The 20,325-nt window shown below is 61.0% G+C and carries 17 protein-coding genes; 12 read left to right on the top strand and 5 right to left on the bottom strand.

What is annotated here, in order from left to right:
- The first annotated feature begins 38 nt into the window (after positions 1–38).
- Both ACK59H_RS13035 and def read left to right on the top strand, forming a co-directional pair.
- Positions 39–992, top strand: coding sequence for a YihY/virulence factor BrkB family protein (locus ACK59H_RS13035; protein ID WP_060479852.1), 954 nt, complete (start codon positions 39–41; stop codon positions 990–992).
- Positions 989–1,525: a peptide deformylase gene (def, locus tag ACK59H_RS13030; protein ID WP_060479853.1), complete on the top strand. Its 537-nt coding sequence runs from the start codon at positions 989–991 to the stop codon at positions 1,523–1,525. The genes ACK59H_RS13035 and def overlap by 4 nt, the downstream gene beginning before the upstream one ends.
- On the opposite strand, the gene ACK59H_RS13025 is transcribed toward def, so the two are convergent.
- The gene (locus ACK59H_RS13025; RefSeq protein WP_230849784.1) at positions 1,480–1,929 is read right to left on the bottom strand and encodes a GNAT family N-acetyltransferase; all 450 of its coding nucleotides are present in this window, start codon (positions 1,927–1,929) and stop codon (positions 1,480–1,482) included. The two genes, def and ACK59H_RS13025, sit on opposite strands and share 46 nt — an antisense overlap.
- A gap of 272 nt (positions 1,930–2,201) precedes the next feature.
- On the opposite strand from ACK59H_RS13025, the gene ACK59H_RS13020 reads away from it, so the two are divergent.
- From ACK59H_RS13020 to ACK59H_RS12995, 6 genes are all read left to right on the top strand, one after another.
- Positions 2,202–2,459, top strand: a complete 258-nt coding sequence (locus ACK59H_RS13020; RefSeq protein WP_060479854.1) for a DUF2790 domain-containing protein — start codon at positions 2,202–2,204, stop codon at positions 2,457–2,459.
- 356 nt (positions 2,460–2,815) lie between these two features.
- Entirely contained in the window at positions 2,816–3,454 is a 639-nt protein-coding gene (locus ACK59H_RS13015) for a LysE family translocator (RefSeq protein WP_060479855.1), read from the top strand.
- Positions 3,455–3,579: 125 nt separating this feature from the next.
- Positions 3,580–4,005: a YybH family protein gene (locus tag ACK59H_RS13010; protein WP_409264479.1), complete on the top strand. Its 426-nt coding sequence runs from the start codon at positions 3,580–3,582 to the stop codon at positions 4,003–4,005.
- A 43-nt stretch (positions 4,006–4,048) separates the two neighbouring features.
- Positions 4,049–4,393: a YciI family protein gene (locus ACK59H_RS13005; protein ID WP_060479857.1), complete on the top strand. Its 345-nt coding sequence runs from the start codon at positions 4,049–4,051 to the stop codon at positions 4,391–4,393.
- A gap of 18 nt (positions 4,394–4,411) precedes the next feature.
- The gene (locus ACK59H_RS13000) at positions 4,412–4,897 is read left to right on the top strand and encodes an SRPBCC family protein (RefSeq protein WP_060479858.1); all 486 of its coding nucleotides are present in this window, start codon (positions 4,412–4,414) and stop codon (positions 4,895–4,897) included.
- Positions 4,897–6,141, top strand: coding sequence for an RNA polymerase sigma factor (locus tag ACK59H_RS12995; RefSeq protein ID WP_060479859.1), 1,245 nt, complete (start codon positions 4,897–4,899; stop codon positions 6,139–6,141). The genes ACK59H_RS13000 and ACK59H_RS12995 overlap by 1 nt, the downstream gene beginning before the upstream one ends.
- A 116-nt stretch (positions 6,142–6,257) precedes the next feature.
- On the opposite strand, the gene ACK59H_RS12990 is transcribed toward ACK59H_RS12995, so the two are convergent.
- Entirely contained in the window at positions 6,258–6,728 is a 471-nt protein-coding gene (locus ACK59H_RS12990; protein ID WP_060479860.1) for a MaoC family dehydratase, read from the bottom strand.
- Between the two features lie 33 nt (positions 6,729–6,761).
- Complete coding sequence (locus tag ACK59H_RS12985) at positions 6,762–7,706, bottom strand: alpha/beta hydrolase (protein WP_060479861.1); 945 nt, start codon at positions 7,704–7,706, stop codon at positions 6,762–6,764.
- Positions 7,707–7,913: 207 nt separating this feature from the next.
- Between ACK59H_RS12985 and fadD2 the strand changes: the two genes are divergently transcribed.
- Together fadD2 and fadD1 are read left to right on the top strand one after the other, a co-directional pair.
- Positions 7,914–9,602, top strand: a complete 1,689-nt coding sequence (fadD2, locus tag ACK59H_RS12980; RefSeq protein WP_060479862.1) for a long-chain-fatty-acid--CoA ligase FadD2 — start codon at positions 7,914–7,916, stop codon at positions 9,600–9,602.
- 268 nt (positions 9,603–9,870) lie between these two features.
- Positions 9,871–11,568: a long-chain-fatty-acid--CoA ligase FadD1 gene (fadD1, locus tag ACK59H_RS12975; RefSeq protein WP_060479863.1), complete on the top strand. Its 1,698-nt coding sequence runs from the start codon at positions 9,871–9,873 to the stop codon at positions 11,566–11,568.
- A gap of 65 nt (positions 11,569–11,633) precedes the next feature.
- Here the strand turns inward: fadD1 and ACK59H_RS12970 are convergent, their stop codons facing one another.
- Both ACK59H_RS12970 and ACK59H_RS12965 read right to left on the bottom strand, forming a co-directional pair.
- The gene (locus ACK59H_RS12970; RefSeq protein WP_060479864.1) at positions 11,634–12,941 is read right to left on the bottom strand and encodes an FAD-binding oxidoreductase; all 1,308 of its coding nucleotides are present in this window, start codon (positions 12,939–12,941) and stop codon (positions 11,634–11,636) included.
- Between the two features lie 29 nt (positions 12,942–12,970).
- Positions 12,971–14,335 carry a glutamine synthetase family protein gene (locus ACK59H_RS12965; protein WP_060479868.1) on the bottom strand — a complete coding sequence of 455 codons (1,365 nt, stop codon included), beginning with the start codon at positions 14,333–14,335 and terminating at the stop codon, positions 12,971–12,973.
- 617 nt (positions 14,336–14,952) lie between these two features.
- On the opposite strand from ACK59H_RS12965, the gene hrpA reads away from it, so the two are divergent.
- Positions 14,953–18,858, top strand: a complete 3,906-nt coding sequence (gene hrpA / locus ACK59H_RS12960) for an ATP-dependent RNA helicase HrpA (protein ID WP_060480629.1) — start codon at positions 14,953–14,955, stop codon at positions 18,856–18,858.
- A 218-nt stretch (positions 18,859–19,076) separates the two neighbouring features.
- Positions 19,077–20,198: a beta-ketoacyl-ACP synthase III gene (locus ACK59H_RS12955; protein WP_060480630.1), complete on the top strand. Its 1,122-nt coding sequence runs from the start codon at positions 19,077–19,079 to the stop codon at positions 20,196–20,198.
- Positions 20,199–20,325: the final 127 nt, after the last annotated feature.

Genomic DNA, 20,325 nt, shown 5'->3' with positions numbered 1-20,325 from the left:
CTGCTGTACTCAAGAATCGAGCGGCGAAAGGAGACGCTATGATTTTCCCCGACCTGCGCGGGCTACCCATGCACCGAGTGCTGGTACGTACCGTCAAGGAATTTCTCGACGACGAAATGTCGACCTATGCGTCTGCGTTGGCCTACCAGATGCTGTTTTCTTTATTCCCATTCTTGCTGTTTCTGATCGCACTGATCGGTTTTTTACATCTGCCTGATTTCTTTTCCTGGCTGCGCTTGCAAACAGAACTGGTGCTGCCGCCCCAGGCACTGGAGCAGGTCAACCCTGTGATCGACCAGTTGCAGCAGTCCAAGGGCGGGCTGCTTTCGGTGGGTATCGTCATCGCGCTCTGGACCGCTTCGGCAGGCGTGCGGCTGATGATGAGCGCCATGAATGCCGCTTATGATGTGCCAGAGGGGCGCCCGGTGTGGAAGCGTATTCCACTGTCGATCATCTACACCATCGGCATCGCTGGGATGCTGTTGGTAGCCGCCGCGCTGATGGTGCTCGGGCCGCAGGTGATGGAGTGGATTGCCGCACAGGTCGGCTTGCAGGAAGTCATCGTCACGGTGTGGACAGTACTGCGCTTGCCAGCGATCGTCATTTTGATGATGGTTGCGGTCGCATTGATCTATTACGTGATGCCAGACGTGAAACAGAAGTTTCGCTTTATTACCCCAGGGTCCGTTCTGGCGGTGGTGGTCTGGATCATCGCCTCGTTGGGTTTCGCCTATTACGTCAAGACGTTTGCCGATTACAACGCCATGTACGGCAGCATTGGGGCGATCATCGTATTGCTGTTGTATTTCTACATTTCCGCCGCGGTGTTGTTGCTAGGGGCAGAGATGAACGCGGTGATCGAGCATATGTCGCAAGAGGGCAAGAACCCTGGTGAGAAAGAGTTCGAAGAGGATACCCCTCAGGACACTATCACCGTGCTCGGTCATGAACGCCCCGTCGAGCCGCAAACGTCCGAGACGAACACTCGATGATCCGTGACATTCTGAAAATGGGTGACGAGCGCCTGCTGCGCATCGCGCCCCCGGTGCCTGAACATCTGATTGGCAGTGTCGAACTGCAGCAACTGATCGATGACATGTTCGACACCATGCACCACGTTGGTGGTGTAGGCCTGGCGGCGCCGCAGATCGGCATCGACCTTCAGCTGGTGATCTTCGGCTTTGAGCGTAGCGAGCGGTACCCGGACGCTGAGCCAGTGCCACTAACCATTTTGCTGAACCCTGTCATTACCCCGATGGGCGCAGAACAGGAGGACGGGTGGGAGGGTTGCCTTTCAGTGCCGGGCTTGCGTAGCGTGGTGCCACGTTTCAAGCACATCAGCTATACGGGTATTGACCCCCAGGGTAACCCGATCAACCGCTTCGCCGATGGCTTCCATGCCCGTGTCGTGCAACATGAATGCGATCACCTCGCAGGGCGACTGTACCCATCACGTATCCAGGATTTTGCCAAGTTCGGCTACACCGATGTGCTATTTCCTGGGCTGGATGAGCGCGGCGACTGAGGCCGCACCATCGCCAGCAGGCGCTTGCTGCGCTGGTAGCGTTGCAAGCGCGAGGCCAGGGCCTGTGGCAGTTGCTCGGTAATGCTGAAGCCCAGACGCTGATAATAAAGCGTGAGTTCTGGCTGGCAGAACAGCCAAGTTGAGCCGCAGGTGCCGGCCAGTGCTGCTTCTACCAAATATGCAGCCACCCCCTGGCAGCGTGCCTGAGGTGCGACGAACAGCCCTGTTAGCCACCGGCCATCGGCCACGTCACTCAGGCACAGGCCTGCCACGATGCCATCGCTTCGGGCGACCCATGATTCGCCGTCATTGGCTGGGCGCATGCGCGAACCATGTTGTTTATAGAAATGCTCGAGCAATCTGCGCTCGGCGCCGCGCAATAGCGTGCAATGCAGGGTAGTCATGCAGACACCTTGAACGGTTGGCTTTGGCTGGGGATCTTAAGGTGAAGAGCCGTTGCGATTTTTCTCAGATTATTGCAAATCCTGCAAGGGTGAATGTCCGAGTTCAGCGTTCAACTATTTCAGCACAAGCGTAGAATTCTAGGCATCCCCCCGTAGTAGATGAAGCGGGATCGGTACTTCGTGTCATCTTCGCCGAGGATGACAACTTCTCCGCGCCATTGACGGCATTAGAAGTCACGCGATCAGCTAGACTGTTATAAAGGTCAATTCCCATGAAAGCATTACTGATTCTTGCACTGGTCGGTATGTCGTCGCTCGCCCTCGCTGATGAGGCCCAACCGGTCTCCAGTGAGCCTGTAGCCCAACAGTACGACTACTCCATGAACCTCGACATCAAGCGAGTGATCAATCTCTCAACCATCCCTAATGTCTGTGAAGTGGTGCCAGCAACCATGACGTACGAAGACCATCAGGGCCAGGTACACACCATCCAGTATCGGGCGATGGGTGAAGGTTGCCAGCAAGGGTGATGGGCGCAATGCCCTGCCGCCCCGCCAAGGGGCGTCAGGGCATCATTGGCCTTACCAAACGCGCTCAGGGCGTTTAGGATCGGTGCCTTACGTACCGATAGGGATGATCGACATGTTCGACCTCCACGCCTTCGCAAAGCCGCCGATTTTCGTTCACCAGCACACCCCGCCGAGGCCTCAGCGCGTCTGGCCACTCTGGGCCGAACGTTGGGCTGCTGGGCCAATCACGCCGAGCGGTGCCGATGTAGATCGTGACCGCTACGCCTAAGTGCTCGCCGGCCAGTCAAACACCGCGCGCTAGCAGGCTCGTCCCCGCCCGCATTACCTCCCAGATCGCCCCAGACTCCGAGTATTCAATGCCATTTTCCAACGGTTTTCTTCTTAGCCTTTCCTTGTGCCTGGACATTGGCGTCGCCAATATCGCCATGATCACCCTGGCGATGCAACGCGGCTTCATGCAGGGCTTCTGGCTCGGCTTGGGAACGTGCGTGGGCGACTTGATCTACGCCGTTGCGGCACTGGCGGGCATGACCGTGCTGTTGCAGTTCGAAAGCGTTCGTTGGACGCTGTGGATTGGCGGCTCCGCCTTGCTGGTGTGGTTCGCCGTCAGGATGTTGTGGGCGGCTTGGCGTGGCGGCCACATGGATGCCAGTGCGCAGGTGGTGGTTGAGCCTGGCTGGCGCGAGTTTCTGCGGGGCATCTTTCTGGCCATGTCGTCGCCCAGCGCGATCCTCTGGTTCGCGGCCGTCGGGGGCGTGCTGATCTCCCGCTCCGGTGGCGGTAGTGCGCTGGATGCTGGGCTTTTTCTAGGGGGCTTCTTCTGCGCAGGGCTGGTCTGGTGCATGGGCCTGTGCGCTATGGCCAGCCACGGTGGGCGCTTGCTGGGTGACCGACTGCTGACGTGGTCTTACCTGTTGTCAGCTGCAATTTTCTGCTACTTCGCGGTGTATGTGATCATTTCTGGCTATCGTGAATTCATCCTCGCCAGCCATTAGAGGGCGGCTATGGCGGTTTGAAAAAATGTTCTCAGCGCCTGTCGATTTGGCCTGCTGCCGTTCGACCAAGATCTGAAGGTACAGGGCAGCCCTGTACCGCTGATGATCGATCGGAGCGCCCTGTGATGAATACCTCAGCCGAAACAGAAATCCGTCAACTGATCGACCTTTGGATGCAGGCCGTGCGTGATCGCGACATCCCCCGGATCACCGCGCCATATGCCGATGACATCGTGGCCTTCGACGCCATCGCTTCGTTGCAATTCAAGGGCAAAGCCGCGTACCAGGCGCATTGGGAAATGTGCATGGGTATGTGCACAGGCCCGATGGTCTTCGAACGCTCACAACTGACCGTGCATGCCGAGGCCGAGCTGGCGTTGGCCCATTGGCTCAACCGCTGCGGCCCTGAGGATGACCAGAGCCAGTGCGGGTATATCCGCGTGACCGTCGCCTACCGCAAGGCCGGCGGTCAGTGGCAGGTGATCCACGAACACTGGTCGGCGCCGTTCGACATGCAAACTCAGAAAGCACTGTTCGATCTCAAGCCTTGATCGGCTATCGCCAAATGCAAGTTGCCAACGCCTGGAGACGCCCATGAAATACCTGTGCCTGGTCTATTGTGATGAGGGGCTGCTGCACAGCCTGCCTGACAGCCCTGAAGACGCCGAATGCCTGGCCTATGCGCAATCGCTGCATGCCGGCGGGCGCATCGTTGCGGCCGAGGCGCTCAAACCCGTGCAGACCGCTACCACCGTGCGCATGCGTGGCGGGCGGATGAGTATCACCGATGGGCCGTTCGCTGAAACCAAAGAGCAGCTCGCCGGTTTCTACCTGGTCGATGCCCAGGACCTGGACGAGGCGCTGAACATCGCCAAGGGCATTCCGGCTGCGCGGGTTGGCAGCGTGGAAGTCAGACCGATACGCGAACTGCAACCCTAACAGCAACGGAGAACAACAATGTCCCTTGCTCAACACGCACCCGCGCAGCATGAGCTGGTCATCACCCGCTTGATCGATGCGCCGCCTGCCAAAGTGTTCCGCGCCTGGACCGAGCCTCAATGGCTGATGCAGTGGTGGGGGCCACATGGCATGACCACTGCTGAATGTGAGATGCAGCTGTGGGTCGGCGGCCTGTTCCGTACCCTGATGCGTGCCCCGGATGGCAGCGAATACCCAAGCCAAGGGGTGTTTCTGGAGATTGCCGCGCCGCGCCGTCTGGTTTTCACCGATGCCTTCGGGCCAGGCTGGGTACCTTCGCCCAAGGCGTTCATGACAGCGGTGATCAGCTTTGACGAAGAGCACGGCAAAACCCGCTATACCGCCCGTGCCTGGCACTGGAATGCGGCCGACAGCCGCGCCCATGAAGAAATGGGTTTCCATCAGGGTTGGGGTGAAAGCCTGGATCGCCTTGTCGAGGTCGTGACCCAGCGGATGCCGGACTGATGCCGGTGTTGGCGCAGGAGGAGGTGCGTGCCGAAGTCGAAAGCGTGTACCGGCGTGACTCGCGGCGTATCCTGGCGACGCTGATCCGGTTGCTGGGGGATTTCGATCTCGCCGAGGAGGCCTTGCATGAAGCGTTCTTTATCGCGGTGCAGCGCTGGCAGCATGATGGTATTCCTGACAATCCGCGGGCCTGGTTGGTTTCGGCTGGGCGTTTCAAAGCCATCGACGCGCTGCGCAGGCGGGCCCGTCTTGACCGCGCTCAAGCTGATCTGATCATGCTGACCGAAGGCCATGCACAAGACCCTAGTGAGGAAGAACTGCTGGTCGATGACCGCCTGCGATTGATCTTCACCTGCTGCCACCCAGCCCTGGCGGCCGATGCCCAGGTGCCACTCACCCTGCGCGAAGTCTGCGACTTGAGCACCGAGCAAATCGCCCGGGCTTTTTTGCAAAGCCCTGCGACCATCGCTCAGCGCATCGTCCGTGCCAAGGCGAAGATTCGCGATGCCGGTATTGCATATCAGGTCCCGGACCTGCACGCGCTGCCCGAGCGTCTGGAGAGCGTGCTGCGGGTGATCTATCTGGTTTTCAACGAAGGTTATTCGGCCTCCTCAGGCCAGGCCTTGGTTCAGCAGGCGCTATGCGACGAGGCTATACGCCTGGGCCGGCTACTGGTGCAACTGCTGCCGGACGCCGAGGCCATAGGGTTGCTTGCGCTCATGCTGTTGCAGGCTTCGCGCCAGCGTGCCCGCAGCGATGCCGACGGTAATCTGGTGTTGCTCGATCAGCAGGACCGCGGCCTGTGGAACCGCGAACAGATCACCGAGGGGTGCGAACTGGTGCGCCTGGCTCTTGGCCGCCGGGACTTTGGAGCCTACAGCGTGCAGGCGGCGATCGCAGCGGTGCACGCTGAGGCGGCAACTGCGCAAGAGACGGACTGGGGGCAAATCTTGGCGCTGTACGATGTTTTGCTACAGCATTGGCCTTCAGCCGTCGTGGCGCTCAACCGTGCAGTGGCATTGGCCAAGCGTGACGGGCCGCAAGCCGGCCTGGACGCGGTGCAGGCGCTTCTGGCGGCCGGCGAGTTGCGCGACTATCACTTGGCGCATGCGGCGCAGGCCCAGTTGCATCAGGACTTGGGGCAGGTCGAGCAGGCGCGAGCGGCGTGGCAGAAGGCACTCGCGTTGGCCCGCCAGGCACCTGAGCGGCGGCACATCGAAAAGCGCTTGAGCCAGCTAGTGTAGGTGCACGGTCGGTGTGGGAGCGGCTTTAGCGAAGAGGCAGACACAGGCCACCAAGACAGTTGCCTGAATGGGGCGCAAGGGAGCGCGTTCTCAGGCGAACACGCTCACAGCGGCGCTCAGCTGGCAATGAAATTCGGTGGCGATACAAGCTCCACTGTCTGTTGCTTGCGCGGTGCCAAGATTTCGGCCACCCCCTCGACAACCAGCTCATCGTTCTGGTTGTAGACGTTCGTGGCGATACGGACCTTGAACTTGGGCAGCTTCTCCAGAATTTCCAAACGCACGGTCAGCGTGTCGCCGATTTTCACCGGCTTCTGGAAGCTCATTTGCTGGCCCAGGTAAATGGTGCCAGGGCCCGGCAGCGTGCAGGCCACGGCGGCGCTGATCAGCGCACCACTGAACATACCGTGGGCAATGCGCTCTTTGAACATGCTTTTGGCGGCGAACTCGGCATCCAGGTGCACCGGGTTGTGGTCACCGGACATGGCGGCGAACAGCTGGATATCGCGTTCTTCGACAGACTTGTCGTAGGTGGCTTTCTGGCCGACTTCCAAAGCTTCGTAAGGCGTGTTGGTGACCTGGGTCATTGGCGTTTCCTTGATGAGCGGACAAGGCCGATATCATTCGCTGCGAGCAGGGCGGCCGAGTGCCAGGGCCTGCTCAAGCCATGCGAGGATGTCGGCGGTGACCTCGTCCCGATTGGTTTCGTTGAGCATCTCATGCCGCGCGTCAGCATAGACGCGCAACTGTACATGTCGATTGCCGGTCGCGCGCAAGGCATCGGCCAGATGGGTAAGACGCTTGCCGGCACTCACCGGATCACATTCGCCGCCAATTATCAGCACCGGCAGGTTCGGGTCGATCTGCGCCAGGTTGGACGTCATGCTGATGTTCGCCAGCCCTTGCAGCAGGTCGAGCCATAGCTGGTTGGTGCAGCGAAAGCCACAGAGCGGGTCGTTGACGTACTTGTCCACATCGGCCGGGTCGCGGCTGAGCCAGTCGAAAGCCGTGCGGTTGGGCTTGAAGGCATTGTTGAATGAACCGAACGACAGCCACTCGATCAGGGCACTCTTGCCCGTTGGCCCCTGGCGCCAGGCCTCAATGCGCGCAATCAGGCGCGCCGCCCGGTACAGCGCGACAGGTTGCAGGTTCGAGCCACTGAGTATCGCCCCGTACAAGCTGGCGCTGTGGTGGATGAGGTAGGCCTGCGCGATGTAACTGCCCATGCTGTGGCCGAATAAAAAAACAGGGGTGCAGGGAAATTGCTGAGCGATGTGCTGGGCCAGCAAGCCGAGGTCGTTGACCACGGCATCCCAGCCATGTTCGCGGGCAAAAAGGCCTAAACTGCCATGCTCGGCGGTGCGCCCGTGGCCGCGCTGGTCTGGCGCCACCAATGCGTAGCCGGCGTCGGAGAGGGCTTGGCCCAGGCGCTGGTAGCGCCCGCCATGCTCAGCCATGCCGTGGGCCAGCAGCACCACGGCCTTGGCCGGCGTGGCTGGCCGCCATTGGTGCACGTACAGCCGGCAATGGTCGCTGGCTGGCAGCCAGTAGGCGTCATAGGGCATGGCCATTCCTTCGCTAAGATTACCGCACAGTGTATGCACAACCGGCCCAATTGCAGGTAGGGCACAAATAAGATTCACAATGTTAATGGCGGCACTTGGCGTATATGCCACCTCGGGCTTACCTGCTAACGTCGGCTCAACGCCCTTATGTCACCTGACACACAGGGCAAGGAATCGATGCGGTCTCAGGCAGAGGAACAATAATAAATGCAAGCCGACTTCTGGAACGACAAACGCCCCGAGGGCGTGCCTTCCTCCATCGACCTTGACGCCTATGGGTCGGTCGTCGAGGTGTTCGAGCGCTCTTGCGAGCGCTTCGCCGAGCGCCCGGCCTTCAGCAACCTCGGAGTGACCCTGAACTATGCAGAGCTCGAGCGCCATTCGGCCGCTTTCGCGGCCTGGTTGCAGCAGCACACTGACCTCAAGCCAGGGGACCGCATCGCAGTGCAGATGCCCAACGTGCTGCAGTATCCCATTGCCGTGTTCGGCGCCCTGCGCGCCGGGTTGATCGTGGTCAACACCAACCCGCTGTACACAGAGCGCGAAATGCGCCACCAGTTCAAGGATTCCGGCGCCCGCGCCCTGGTGTACCTGAACATGTTCGGCAAGCGCGTCCAGGAGGTGTTGCCCGACACCGCGATCGATTACCTGATCGAGGCGAAGATGGGGGATCTACTGCCCACGGCCAAAGGCTGGCTGGTCAACACTGTGGTCGACAAGCTGAAGAAAATGGTCCCGGCCTACCACCTGCCCCAAGCCATTGCGTTCAAGCAGGTATTGCGTGATGGCCGCAGCCTTGCGCACAAACCGGTGCCGCAGTCGCTGGACGACATCGCCGTGCTGCAGTACACCGGTGGCACCACGGGCCTGGCCAAAGGCGCGATGCTCACCCATGGCAACCTGGTAGCCAACATGCTGCAGGTGCTGGCGTGCTTTTCCCAGCATGGCCCGGACGGCCAGCGGCTGATCAAAGACGGGCAGGAAGTGATGATTGCGCCATTGCCGCTGTACCACATCTATGCCTTCACCGCGAACTGCATGTGCATGATGGTGACCGGCAATCACAACGTGCTCATCACCAACCCACGGGACATCCCTGGGTTCATCAAGGAGCTGGGCAAGTGGCGTTTTTCTGCGCTGCTGGGGCTCAACACCTTGTTCGTCGCATTGATGGACCATCCGGGCTTCCGCCAGCTGGACTTTTCGGCACTGAAAGTCACCAACTCAGGGGGTACGGCGTTGGTCAAAGCCACTGCCGAGCGCTGGGAGGCACTCACGGGCTGCCGCATCGTCGAGGGTTATGGCCTGACCGAAACCTCACCTGTGGCCAGCACCAACCCCTACGGCAAGCTGGCGCGCCTCGGCACCGTGGGTATACCGGTAGCAGGCACAGCGTTCAAGGTCATCGATGATGATGGCAACGAACAACCTCTGGGTGAGCGTGGCGAGTTGTGCATCAAGGGCCCACAGGTGATGAAGGGTTACTGGCAGCAGCCGGAGGCCACGGCGCAGGCACTGGATGCCGAGGGTTGGTTCAAAACCGGCGACATCGCGGTGATCGACCCGGACGGTTTCACCCGCATCGTCGATCGCAAGAAGGACATGATCATCGTCTCGGGCTTCAACGTTTACCCCAATGAAATCGAAGAGGTGGTCATGGGCCATCCGCAGGTCGCCAACTGCGCGGCCATCGGCGTACCTGACGAGCGCTCCGGGGAGGCGGTGAAGCTGTTCGTAGTCGCCCGTGAAGGGGGGGTGAACGTCGATGACTTGAAGGCCTACTGCAAGGCCAACTTCACCGGCTACAAAGTCCCTAAACACATTGTGGTACGTGAATCGCTACCGATGACCCCGGTGGGCAAGATTCTACGCCGAGAGTTGCGTGATATCGCCTGACGCCCAATGAACCCAAGCAGCTCTAGCGGGCTGCTTTCAGGCTGATTTGCGACATTTTGGTCAATTACTCTAAAAATGACCTATATCGTTCATTGAGTCATTTTTGTGACTGCAAGGCCGGTTATGGCCTCTAGGCGACCCTATTTAAAGCTGTTACTCTCGGGCCGCTTTCAGATGATCCGGTTTGCAACGAACCCTCATCACATATCAATAATAAACGCATCGACGCGTGAATCGAACTTCGCTGTTGCTGAAGGAGTGGGCTTCCATGATCGAAAATTTTTGGAAGGATAAATACCCAGCCGGGATTACGGCGGAAATCAATCCTGACGAATTCCCCAATATCCAGGCGGTACTCAAGCAATCCTGCCAACGCTTTGCCAATAAACCGGCCTTTAGCAACCTGGGCAAGACCATCACCTACGGCGAACTGTATACGCTCTCAGGCGCTTTCGCGGCCTGGCTGCAGCAGCACACAGACCTCAAGCCAGGTGATCGCATTGCCGTTCAGCTGCCCAATGTCCTGCAATACCCTGTAGCCGTATTCGGCGCGATGCGCGCTGGCTTGATCGTGGTCAACACCAACCCGCTCTACACCGCACGCGAGATGGAGCATCAGTTCAACGACTCCGGCGCCAAGGCCCTGGTTTGCCTGGCCAATATGGCACATCTGGCCGAAAAGGTAGTACCCAAGACCCAGGTCAAGCACGTCATCGTCACCGAAGTGGCCGACTTGCTCCCCCCCCTCAAGCGCCTGCTGATCAACAGCGTGATCAAGTACGTGAAGAAAATGGTGCCGGCCTATAACCTGCCGCGCGCCGTGCGCTTCAACGATGCTTTGGCGCTTGGCAATGGCCAGCCGGTCACCGAAGCTAACCCGCAAGCCAATGACGTGGCCGTGCTGCAGTACACCGGCGGTACCACTGGCGTGGCAAAGGGGGCAATGCTGACCCACCGCAACCTGGTGGCAAACATGCTGCAGTGCCGTGCGCTGATGGGCGCCAACCTGCATGAAGGTTGCGAGATCCTCATCACCCCGTTGCCGCTTTACCACATCTACGCTTTCACCTTCCACTGCATGGCGATGATGCTGATCGGCAACCACAACGTGCTGATCAGTAACCCACGTGACCTACCTGCCATGGTCAAGGAGCTGAGCAAATGGAAGTTCAGCGGTTTCGTTGGCCTGAACACGCTGTTTGTTGCGTTGTGCAATAACGATGCATTTCGTGCCTTGGACTTCTCGGCACTGAAAATCACCTTGTCCGGTGGCATGGCATTGCAGTTGAGCGTCGCCGAACGCTGGAAAAGCGTGACCGGCTGCGCCATCTGCGAAGGCTACGGCATGACCGAAACCAGCCCGGTGGCGGCGGTGAACCCGTCCGAAGCTAACCAGGTGGGTACCATCGGCATCCCGGTGCCCTCGACCCTGTGCAAGATCATCGACGATGCCGGCAACGAATTGCCACTGGGCCAAACCGGCGAGCTGTGCGTCAAGGGCCCGCAGGTCATGAAGGGCTACTGGCAGCGAGAGGATGCCACCCGTGAGATCCTCGACAGTGACGGTTGGCTCAAGACTGGCGATATCGCCTTGATCCAGCCCGATGGCTATATGCGTATCGTCGATCGCAAGAAAGACATGATCTTGGTTTCAGGCTTCAACGTGTACCCCAACGAGCTCGAAGATGTGCTCGCTGGCTTGCCGGGCGTGCTGCAGTGCGCCGCCATCGGTGTGCCGGACGAGAAGTCGGGTGAGGTAATCAAGGTATTCATCGTGGTCAAGCCTGGCATGACGGTCACCAAGGAGCAGGTGATGGAACACATGCGCGCCAACGTCACCGGATACAAGGTGCCGCGCTACATCGAGTTCCGCGATGTGTTGCCGACCACCAACGTCGGCAAGATCCTGCGCCGTGAACTACGCGATGAAGAACTGAAAAAGCAGGGCTTGAAGAAGATCGCCTGATCCTCTGAATTTCGGGCGGCGTTGCTGGCCTCCTCGCGGGTGAACCGGCGAAGAGGCCAGAGCGATCAGCGCAGTTTCTCCAGCATCTGGTAGTACCACATTCCCGCCGCCAGCAGTGGGTTGCCCAGCAAGTCTCCCATCGGCACACGCACGTGTTTGCACTGGGCGAAGGTGTCGAATTTCTCCAGCGTTCCGGTCAATGCTTCGGCCATGATCTCGCCCATGATGTGGCTGGTGGCGATGCCGTGCCCAGAGTAGCCCTGGCAGTACCACACATTGTCCGACAGCTTGCCCAGTTGCGGGATGCGATTGACCACGATGCCCATCGCGCAGCTCCACTGAAACTCGATCGGTATCCCTTTGAGCGCTGGGAAGGTGCGCTCGATGCAAGGGCGCAGTTCACCTTCGATATCCCGCGAGTCCTTACCCGAGTAGTTGGCCCCGCCGCCGAACAACAGGCGCTTGTCGGCGGTCAGGCGATAATAGTCGAGCACGAAGCGGCAGTCGTACACCGCCAGGTCCTGTGGGTTGATCTGTTGGGCCAGTTCACCCAGCGGCGCGGTGGTGACGATACCGCCCATGGCGGGGAAGATCTTGCCTTTGAGCTGGCGTTTCTCCAGCTTGTGGTACACGTCGCCCGCGAGCATCACCTGGCGTGCTTCGACCCGGCCGTGGGCGGTCACCACCGCCGGGCGTGGGCCGTGAACGATGTCCAGAACTTCGGAATTCTCGAAAATCAGCGCGCCCAAGCTGTGGGCCGCTCGGGCTTCGCCCAGGCACAGGTTGAGCGGGTGCAGATGCAGGTTGCGCATGTTCTTGAGTGCGCCGAGGTACAGCGGGCTCTGTAGATGCGCGGCCACCCCTTCGCGGTCGAGCAGTTGAACCTTGTCGCCCATGCCACGGCGCTCGGCCTCGGCCTGGAACTCGCGCAGTTCCTGCATGTGTGATGGTTTCATGGCGGCATGCAGGTGCCCGCGCTTGAGGTCGCAATCGATGCCATAGCGCTCGACCCGCTGTTCGATGATCTGGTGCCCACGCCAACGCAGGTGCCAGATGAAATCATCGACCTCAGCGCCCAGATGGTTGCGCATCTGCGTACGCATGGCCTCGTCACCTGACAAGCTGCCAGTAACCTGGCCGCCGTTGCGGCCACTGGCGCCCCAGCCTATACGGTTGGTTTCGATGATCGCCACCTTCAGGCCGCGCTCGGCCAATTCCACCGCAGTGGCGACGCCTGTGAAGCCACCGCCGATGATGGCCACATCGGCTTGCACCGTGCCCTTGAGCTGTGGGTATGCGCTGTGATCGTTCAGGGTGGCGCTGTAATAGGACGGCGCGCGCTGCGCCGGGCCTTTGTTCAATGCTGCGTTCATCGGTGTTCCTTGTTCTGAATGGGTAAGGCTCAGGCCTGGCGCAGGTACCAGCGCCAGTCCTGTTCGCTGACTTCGGCCATGAACTGTCGGTACTCGGCGCGCTTGACCTTCAGGTAGACGTCGAGAAAGCGCTCGCCCAGCGCTTCGCGCGCCCAGTGCGAGCGCTCCAGGGCGTCCAGCGCGGTCAGCCAGTCGGTAGGCAGGTGCTCGGTTGCCTGGGCATAACCGTTACCTTCGACCGGTGCACCTGGGTCCAGACGCTCGCGAATGCCGCGATGGCTGGCCGCCAGAATGGCGGCCGCGGCCAGGTATGGGTTGGCATCGGCGCCACAGATCCGGTGTTCGATGTGCCGGCTGCTGGCCGGGCCACCGGGCACGCGCAGGCTCACGGTGCGGTTGTCGACACCCCAGGTAGGTGCCAAAGGTGCGTAGCTATTGGCCTGGAAACGGCGAAACGAGTTGGCGTTGGGGCAGAACAGCAGCAGCGAGTCACGCAGGTGGCGGAGCATCCCGGCCACCGCTTGGCGCAGTAGGGGAGTGCCAGCTTTGTCTTGGCTGGCGAACAAGTTGTTGCCAGCAGCGTCAGCCAAGCTCAGGTGCATGTGCATGCCAGTGCCTGCCAGGTGGGCGAACGGCTTGGCCATGAAGCAGGCCTGCATGCCGTGGGCGTGGGCCACACCCTTGACCAGGCGCTTGTAGCGCACGGCCTGGTCCATCGCTTGCAGCGCATCGCCATGCTCCAGGGTGATCTCCACCTGGCCGGGTGCATATTCGGAAATTGCCGTGCGCGCAGGGATACCTTGGGCCTTGCATGCGGCATAGAGGTCGGCAAGAAACGGCTCGATCTGTTCCAGCTCGCGCAGGCCGTAAACCTGAGTATTGCGCGGGCGGCCGCCGTCGTTGTCCAGCGCCGGCTGCGGGTAGCCCTGGGCATCACGCTTCTGGTCGAGCAGGTAGAACTCCAGCTCGCAGGCCATCACTGGGTGATAACCGTCGGCCTTCAGCGCATCGATGGTGCGTAGCAGCACATGGCGAGGGTCGGCAACGCTGGCTGGCAGCCCTTCGCTGGGGTGCATGCTGACCTGTACCGCGGCGGTCGGCACCCGACGCCAGGGCAAGCGTACCAAGCTGCCAGCCAGCGGGTAGGCGCGGCAGTCGATATCGCCCACATCCCAGACCAGCCCGGAATTTTCCACGTCGTCGCCATTTAGCGTCAGCCCCAGGATGGTGCTTGGCAGCGGCCTACCGCTCTGGTACACGGCGAGCAATTCGTCACGGTGCAACAGCTTGCCGCGGGGCACGCCGTTGGCGTCGAGGATGAACAGCTCGAACAGTTCGATATCGGGGTTTTCTGCCAGGAAACGGCTGGCGTGCTCTACAGGTGCAAAGTGCATGATGGTGTCGCTCACAGGCGCATGGGACCTGCGCAAGGGCGCGGTCCATTTGAGTCAAACGGCCAGGCTACGGCCGCATTGGGTCACAAAGGCGTGAGCGAGACATCTGGTGGGCGGGCGTGGCGGCAGTGCCACAAGGCCCAGAAGGCGAGAATCACATGGACCAGCGGATTTTCACCGGCGTGGGACCGGGCCTTCGTAAGCGAAGGGCGGGACGACGGTGGGGCGATGGTCTGGACGGGAATCATGCCCTTGATACTCACATGCGGCTTAAGGTTGATTAAAGCAGTGAATGGCAACCTTCACATCGGGCTTGGCTAAACATTCGCGCTGCCTGGGGGTAATGCTGTTCATTCAAGCCTAGAGGCTTGGCGTGAGCTCTCGGGCGGCGCTCGATCTCACAGGCGCCAAAAGGCTCAGATTGAACCCCAAAAAAATCCGACACCAGATCCCTTGTATCGGATCGTTGATCAGAAAGCGTGCAACCTCGTGCAAGCGGGATTACCAGCCAAAGGGCAGGTCCAGGCAGCAGAGCGCCGGTAAATCTGCCACAATCGCCGGACTTTCCGCATGACGATCATGAAACAGCAGGCTCACCTGCATCACTAAAAAGCCCCATGACTGACCAAGCCATCGATAAACTGCTGCAAAACCTCGACCACGCCATGATCGCCGAGCGCCATCGCCTGCGCCGGCAATTGCATGAACTGCGCAAACGCCCCGACGAGGTCAAGCTGGCGCAGTGGGTGGAAAAGGTTCAGGCCTCCTGCGCCCAAGTCACCGCCCGCCAGCAAAGTGTGCCGACCATTCGCTACGACGACAGCCTGCCGATTGCTGCCAAGCGTGACGAGATCAAGCAGGCACTTTCGGAACATCAGGTCCTGGTGATCGCTGGCGAAACGGGTTCGGGCAAGACCACGCAGTTGCCCAAGATCTGCCTGGAACTGGGCCGCGGCAGCCATGGCCTGATCGCCCACACCCAACCCAGACGCATCGCCGCGCGCAGTGTCGCTGCCCGGGTTGCCGAGGAGCTTGGTACGCCGCTGGGCGGGCTGGTCGGTTATCAGGTGCGGTTCGAAGACCAGAGCGATGCCAACACCCTGGTCAAGCTGATGACCGACGGTATTCTGCTGGCCGAAACCCAGCACGACCGTTTTCTCGAGCGCTACGACACGATCATCGTCGACGAGGCCCACGAGCGCAGCCTGAACATCGATTTCCTGCTTGGCTACCTCAAGACCCTGCTGCACCGGCGCCCGGAGCTGAAGTTGATCATCACCTCGGCGACCATCGACCTGGAGCGCTTCTCCAAGCACTTCGACAATGCTCCGATCATCGAGGTGTCTGGGCGTACGTTCCCGGTGGACACCTGGTATCGGCCGTTGGCCAGCGAGCAGGACGAGGAGGGCAACCAGGTCGAAGACGACCTCACAGTGGATCAGGCCATTCTTGCTTCGCTCGACGAGATCGCCCAGCACGAGCGCAGCGTCGGCAAGGGGCCTGGCGATGTGTTGGTATTCCTGCCGGGCGAGCGGGAAATCCGCGACGCGGCAGAAATTCTGCGTAAGGCGCAACTACGCCACACCGAGATTCTGCCGCTGTACGCGCGCCTGTCGCCAGCTGAACAGCAGCGGATCTTCCAGTCGCACAGCGGGCGCAGGGTGGTGCTGGCCACCAACGTGGCGGAAACTTCCTTGACCGTCCCCGGTATCCGTTACGTGATCGACAGCGGCACCGCCCGCATCAGCCGCTACAGTTACCGCGCCAAGGTCCAGCGTCTGCCCATCGAGGCGGTTTCGCAGGCCAGCGCCAACCAGCGCAAAGGGCGGTGTGGCCGAGTCGAGCCGGGGATCTGCATTCGCTTGTACAGCGAAGACGACTTCAACGGCCGGCCGGCTTTCACCGACCCCGAGATTCTGCGTACCAACCTGGCGGCGGTGATTTTGCAGATGCTGCACCTGCGCCTGGGCGCCATCGATGCCTTCCCATTCATCGAGCCGCCGGATGGCAAGGCGATCAGTGACGGTTTCAACCTGCTGCAGGAATTGTCGGCGGTCAATCGCGAGAACCAGCTGACGCCCATCGGCCGCCAGTTGGCGCGCCTGCCGATCGACCCACGGCTGGGCCGCATGCTGCTTGAAGGTGCGCGCCAGGGCAGCCTGCAGGAAGTGCTGATCGTGACCAGCGCACTGTCGGTGCAGGACCCTCGCGAGCGCCCGCCGGAGCGCCAGCAGGCGGCCGACCAGGCACATGCCCAGTGGAGGGACGCTGATACCGACTTCGCCGCGTTGGTCAACCTATGGCGCGGGTTCGAAGAGCAACGCCAGGCGCTGACCTCCAGCCCGCTGCGCAACTGGTGCCGCAAGCATTTCCTCAACTACCTGCGCCTGCGCGAGTGGCGCGATGCCCATCGGCAATTGTCGCTGATTTGCCGCGAGCTGCAGTTGCCGGTCAACAAGGAGCCTTCTGACTACCAGAAGGTACACAAGGCAATTCTTAGCGGCCTGCTCAGCCAGATCGGCCACAAGACCGAAGAGGGTGATTACCAGGGGGCTCGCCAGCGGCGCTTCTGGGTGCACCCCTCTTCTGGCATTGGCCGTAAGCGCCCGCAGTGGGTAATGGCCGCCGAGCTGGTGGAAACCACCAAGCTCTATGCGCGCATGGTGGCCAAAATCGAGCCTGACTGGATCGAGCCGTTGGCAACTCACTTGATCAAGAAGAACCACTTCGAGCCCCACTGGGAGAAAAAGCGCGGGCAGGTTGTGGCTTATGAGCAAATCACCCTGTATGGCCTGATCCTGGTGGGCCGCCGTCCGGTGCATTTTGGCCCGATCGACCCGGTCACATCGCGTGAGATATTCATCCGCGAAGCCCTGGTGGGCGGTGAGATCCAATCGCGGGCCAAGTGCCTGGCTGCCAACAAGCGCTTGCTCGAAGAGCTCGACGAGCTGGAAGCCAAAGCCCGCCGGCGTGACATTCTGGCCGACGAAGAAACCCTGTACGCCTTCTACGAAGCCCGTCTGCCGGCTGAAATCCACCAGACCGCGACCTTCGATGCCTGGTACCGCATGAACAGCCAGAAGGACCCGAACCTGCTGATCATGCGCGAGGAAGACGTGCTTGCCCGCGAGGCCAGTGAGGTGACCGCCGCGCAGTACCCCGACAGCATGCAGGTCGGTGAGCTGCGCCTGCCGCTGAGCTATCACTTCGAGCCGGGTCACTCGCGTGATGGTGTGACCGTGCGGGTGCCGGCACCACTGCTGCCAAGCCTGCCGGGCGAGCGCCTGGAATGGCTGGTGCCAGGGCTGCTGGAAGCCAAGTGCGTAGCGCTGGTGCGTAACCTGCCCAAGGCCCTGCGCAAGAACTTCGTGCCGGTGCCGGACTTCGTCAAAGCTTCGCTGGCGCGCATGAGCTTCGGCCAGGGGGCACTGCCACAGGCCTTGGGCCAGGAGCTGCTGCGCATGACCGGCGCACGTGTGCCCGATGAGGCCTGGGTCGAGTCGGTCAACCTGGTCGAAGGCCACCTGCGCATGAACATCGAGGTGGTCGATGGCCAGGGCAAATTCCTCGGCGAAGGCCGCGACCTTGCCGAGCTGACTGCGCGCTTTGCCGCCGCCAGCCAAGCTGCCTTGGCCGTGCCGCGCACCGAGAAGAGCGAGCAACCGGTGCAGGCCAAAGCCTTCAGTGAGGTCAAGCAGACCGCGCAGCAGAACATCGCTGGCCTGTCGATGACGGTTTACCCAGCGTTGGTGGAAGAGAATGGCAGCGTACGTGAGGGGCGCTTCTCGACTCAGGCCGAAGCCGAGTTCCAGCACCGTCGTGCCCTGCAGCGCCTGTTGCTGCAACAGTTGGCCGAGCCTGCCAAGTTCCTGCGTGGCAAGCTGCCGGGGCTGACCGAGCTGGGGCTGCTGTACCGTGAGCTGGGCCGGGTCGAGGCGCTGGTCGAGGATATTCTGCTGGCGAGCCTGGACAGCTGCATCCTAGACGGTGAAGCGACGTTGCCGCGTGACGGCGCCGCCCTCGCCGGGCTGGCCGAGCGCAAGCGTGGCAGCTGGGCCGAGCACGCCGAGCGCCTGGCCCGGCAGACGCTGGAAGTGCTCAAACTGTGGCACGGCCTGCAGAAGCGCTTCAAGGGCAAGATCGACCTGAGCCAGGCGGTGGCGCTGAACGACATCAAACAACAGCTGGCCAATCTGGTCTACCCAGGCTTCGTGCGGGAAACCCCGGCTGCCTGGTTCAAGGAACTGCCGCGCTACCTCAAAGCTGTGGAGTTGCGCCTCGAGAAACTTGGCAGCCAAGTGCAGAAGGACCGGGTCTGGAGTGGTGAGTTGGCCAACCTGTGGGCGCAGTACAAGGCGCGGGCCGACAAGCATGCTCAGGAAGGCAAGCGCGATGAACAGTTGGCGTTGTACCGTTGGTTGCTCGAGGAGTACCGGGTATCGCTGTTTGCCCAGCAGTTGGGTACCAAGGTGCCGATTTCCGACAAAAGATTGAGCAAACAGTGGAGCCAGGTGGAAGGCTAACTTCCTTGATTTGTGGCACACTCCAGTGAATTTGGGGGCCGCTTTGCGGCCCATCGCGGACGAGTCCGCTCCTGCAGTGAATAACAGCGTTCTGTAGGGGTGGCTCGATCGCGATCGAGGGCACAACTCTCGCCTCGAATCTGGTACTAAAGTGCCATTATTCTGTCATATTCCGAGCCAACGCCCCGTGGCGATGGCCTTTGAGCAGAGGATCGATCGTGCATAACGTCGTCATCAGCGGCACCGGCCTGTATACCCCGGCCCAGAGCATTTCCAACGAAGAACTGGTGGCCTCTTTCAATGCCTGGTCAGCGCAATACAACCAGGCCAACGCCGCTGCCATCGAGCGTGGCGAGGTGGAAGCAGCGCCGGTTTCAGACGCTGCCTTCATCGAGAAGGCCTCGGGCATCAAAAGCCGTTTCGTCATGGACAAGGCCGGTATCCTCGACCCGCAGCGCATGAAACCGCGCCTGCCTGAGCGCTCCAACGACGAGCAGTCGATCCTTTGTGAAATGGGTGTGGCCGCTGCGCGCCAGGCCCTGGAGCGCGCTGGCCGTACTGCGGCGGATGTCGATGGGGTAATCGTCGCCTGCTCCAACCTGCAGCGCCCTTACCCGGCCATCGCCATCGAAGTGCAGCAAGCGCTGGGTATCGAGGGTTTTGCCTTCGACATGAATGTGGCCTGCTCGTCGGCCACGTTCGGCATCCAGACCGCTGCCAACAGCGTGCAGCTGGGCCAGGCACGGGCGCTGCTGGTGGTCAGCCCGGAGATCTGCACCGGGCACCTCAACTTCCGCGACCGCGACAGCCACTTCATTTTCGGTGATGCCGCCACGGCGGTGCTGGTCGAGCGCGCCGACAAGGCCACATCCGCGCATCAATTCGACATTCTGGGCACCAAGCTGCAGACCGCCTTCTCGAACAACATCCGCAACAATTTCGGCTTCCTCAACCGTGCGGCTGAAGAGGGTGTGGGTGCGCCGGACAAATTGTTCGTGCAGGAGGGGCGTAAGGTATTCCGGGAAGTCTGCCCGATGGTCGCTGAGCTGATCGGCAAGCACCTGAGTGAAAACGACCTGCAGCCTTCCGATGTCAAGCGCTTCTGGCTGCACCAGGCCAACCTGAGCATGAACCACCTGATCGTCAAGAAACTGCTGGGGCGCGAGGTGAGCGAGGACGAGGCACCGGTCATTCTCGATCGCTATGCCAACACCAGCTCGGCAGGTTCGGTGATCGCCTTCCATCTGTACCAGGATGACTTGGCCGAAGGGGCGTTGGGGGTACTGAGTTCGTTCGGCGCGGGCTATTCGATCGGTAGCGTGATTCTGCGCAAGCGCTGAGCTACCCAAGCAGCCTAGAGGCTCGGCGTGAGCTCTTTGGTGGAGCGCAAATCGAGCGCCGCCCGCGCGGCGCATCGCGAGCTTTGCTCGCTCCTACGTTTGTTTCGGGCCAATTATGCCTGTGGGA

The sequence above is a fragment of the Pseudomonas sp. KCJK9000 genome, assembly GCF_046230725.1.
Taxonomy (GTDB): domain Bacteria; phylum Pseudomonadota; class Gammaproteobacteria; order Pseudomonadales; family Pseudomonadaceae; genus Aquipseudomonas; species Aquipseudomonas promysalinigenes.
Note: the sequence above shows the minus strand (reverse complement) of the source record. Positions and strands in the feature narration are given on the sequence as shown.

What these genes read in the sequence shown, in the direction of transcription:
- ACK59H_RS13035 (WP_060479852.1), top strand. Translation starts at nt 39, where the DNA reads ATGATTTTCCCCGACCTGCGCGGGCTACCCATGCACCGAGTGCTGGTA.
- def (WP_060479853.1), top strand. Translation starts at nt 989, where the DNA reads ATGATCCGTGACATTCTGAAAATGGGTGACGAGCGCCTGCTGCGCATC.
- ACK59H_RS13025 (WP_230849784.1), bottom strand. Translation starts at nt 1,929, where the DNA reads ATGACTACCCTGCATTGCACGCTATTGCGCGGCGCCGAGCGCAGATTG.
- ACK59H_RS13020 (WP_060479854.1), top strand. Translation starts at nt 2,202, where the DNA reads ATGAAAGCATTACTGATTCTTGCACTGGTCGGTATGTCGTCGCTCGCC.
- ACK59H_RS13015 (WP_060479855.1), top strand. Translation starts at nt 2,816, where the DNA reads ATGCCATTTTCCAACGGTTTTCTTCTTAGCCTTTCCTTGTGCCTGGAC.
- ACK59H_RS13010 (WP_409264479.1), top strand. Translation starts at nt 3,580, where the DNA reads ATGAATACCTCAGCCGAAACAGAAATCCGTCAACTGATCGACCTTTGG.
- ACK59H_RS13005 (WP_060479857.1), top strand. Translation starts at nt 4,049, where the DNA reads ATGAAATACCTGTGCCTGGTCTATTGTGATGAGGGGCTGCTGCACAGC.
- ACK59H_RS13000 (WP_060479858.1), top strand. Translation starts at nt 4,412, where the DNA reads ATGTCCCTTGCTCAACACGCACCCGCGCAGCATGAGCTGGTCATCACC.
- ACK59H_RS12995 (WP_060479859.1), top strand. Translation starts at nt 4,897, where the DNA reads ATGCCGGTGTTGGCGCAGGAGGAGGTGCGTGCCGAAGTCGAAAGCGTG.
- ACK59H_RS12990 (WP_060479860.1), bottom strand. Translation starts at nt 6,728, where the DNA reads ATGACCCAGGTCACCAACACGCCTTACGAAGCTTTGGAAGTCGGCCAG.
- ACK59H_RS12985 (WP_060479861.1), bottom strand. Translation starts at nt 7,706, where the DNA reads ATGCCCTATGACGCCTACTGGCTGCCAGCCAGCGACCATTGCCGGCTG.
- fadD2 (WP_060479862.1), top strand. Translation starts at nt 7,914, where the DNA reads ATGCAAGCCGACTTCTGGAACGACAAACGCCCCGAGGGCGTGCCTTCC.
- fadD1 (WP_060479863.1), top strand. Translation starts at nt 9,871, where the DNA reads ATGATCGAAAATTTTTGGAAGGATAAATACCCAGCCGGGATTACGGCG.
- ACK59H_RS12970 (WP_060479864.1), bottom strand. Translation starts at nt 12,941, where the DNA reads ATGAACGCAGCATTGAACAAAGGCCCGGCGCAGCGCGCGCCGTCCTAT.
- ACK59H_RS12965 (WP_060479868.1), bottom strand. Translation starts at nt 14,335, where the DNA reads ATGCACTTTGCACCTGTAGAGCACGCCAGCCGTTTCCTGGCAGAAAAC.
- hrpA (WP_060480629.1), top strand. Translation starts at nt 14,953, where the DNA reads ATGACTGACCAAGCCATCGATAAACTGCTGCAAAACCTCGACCACGCC.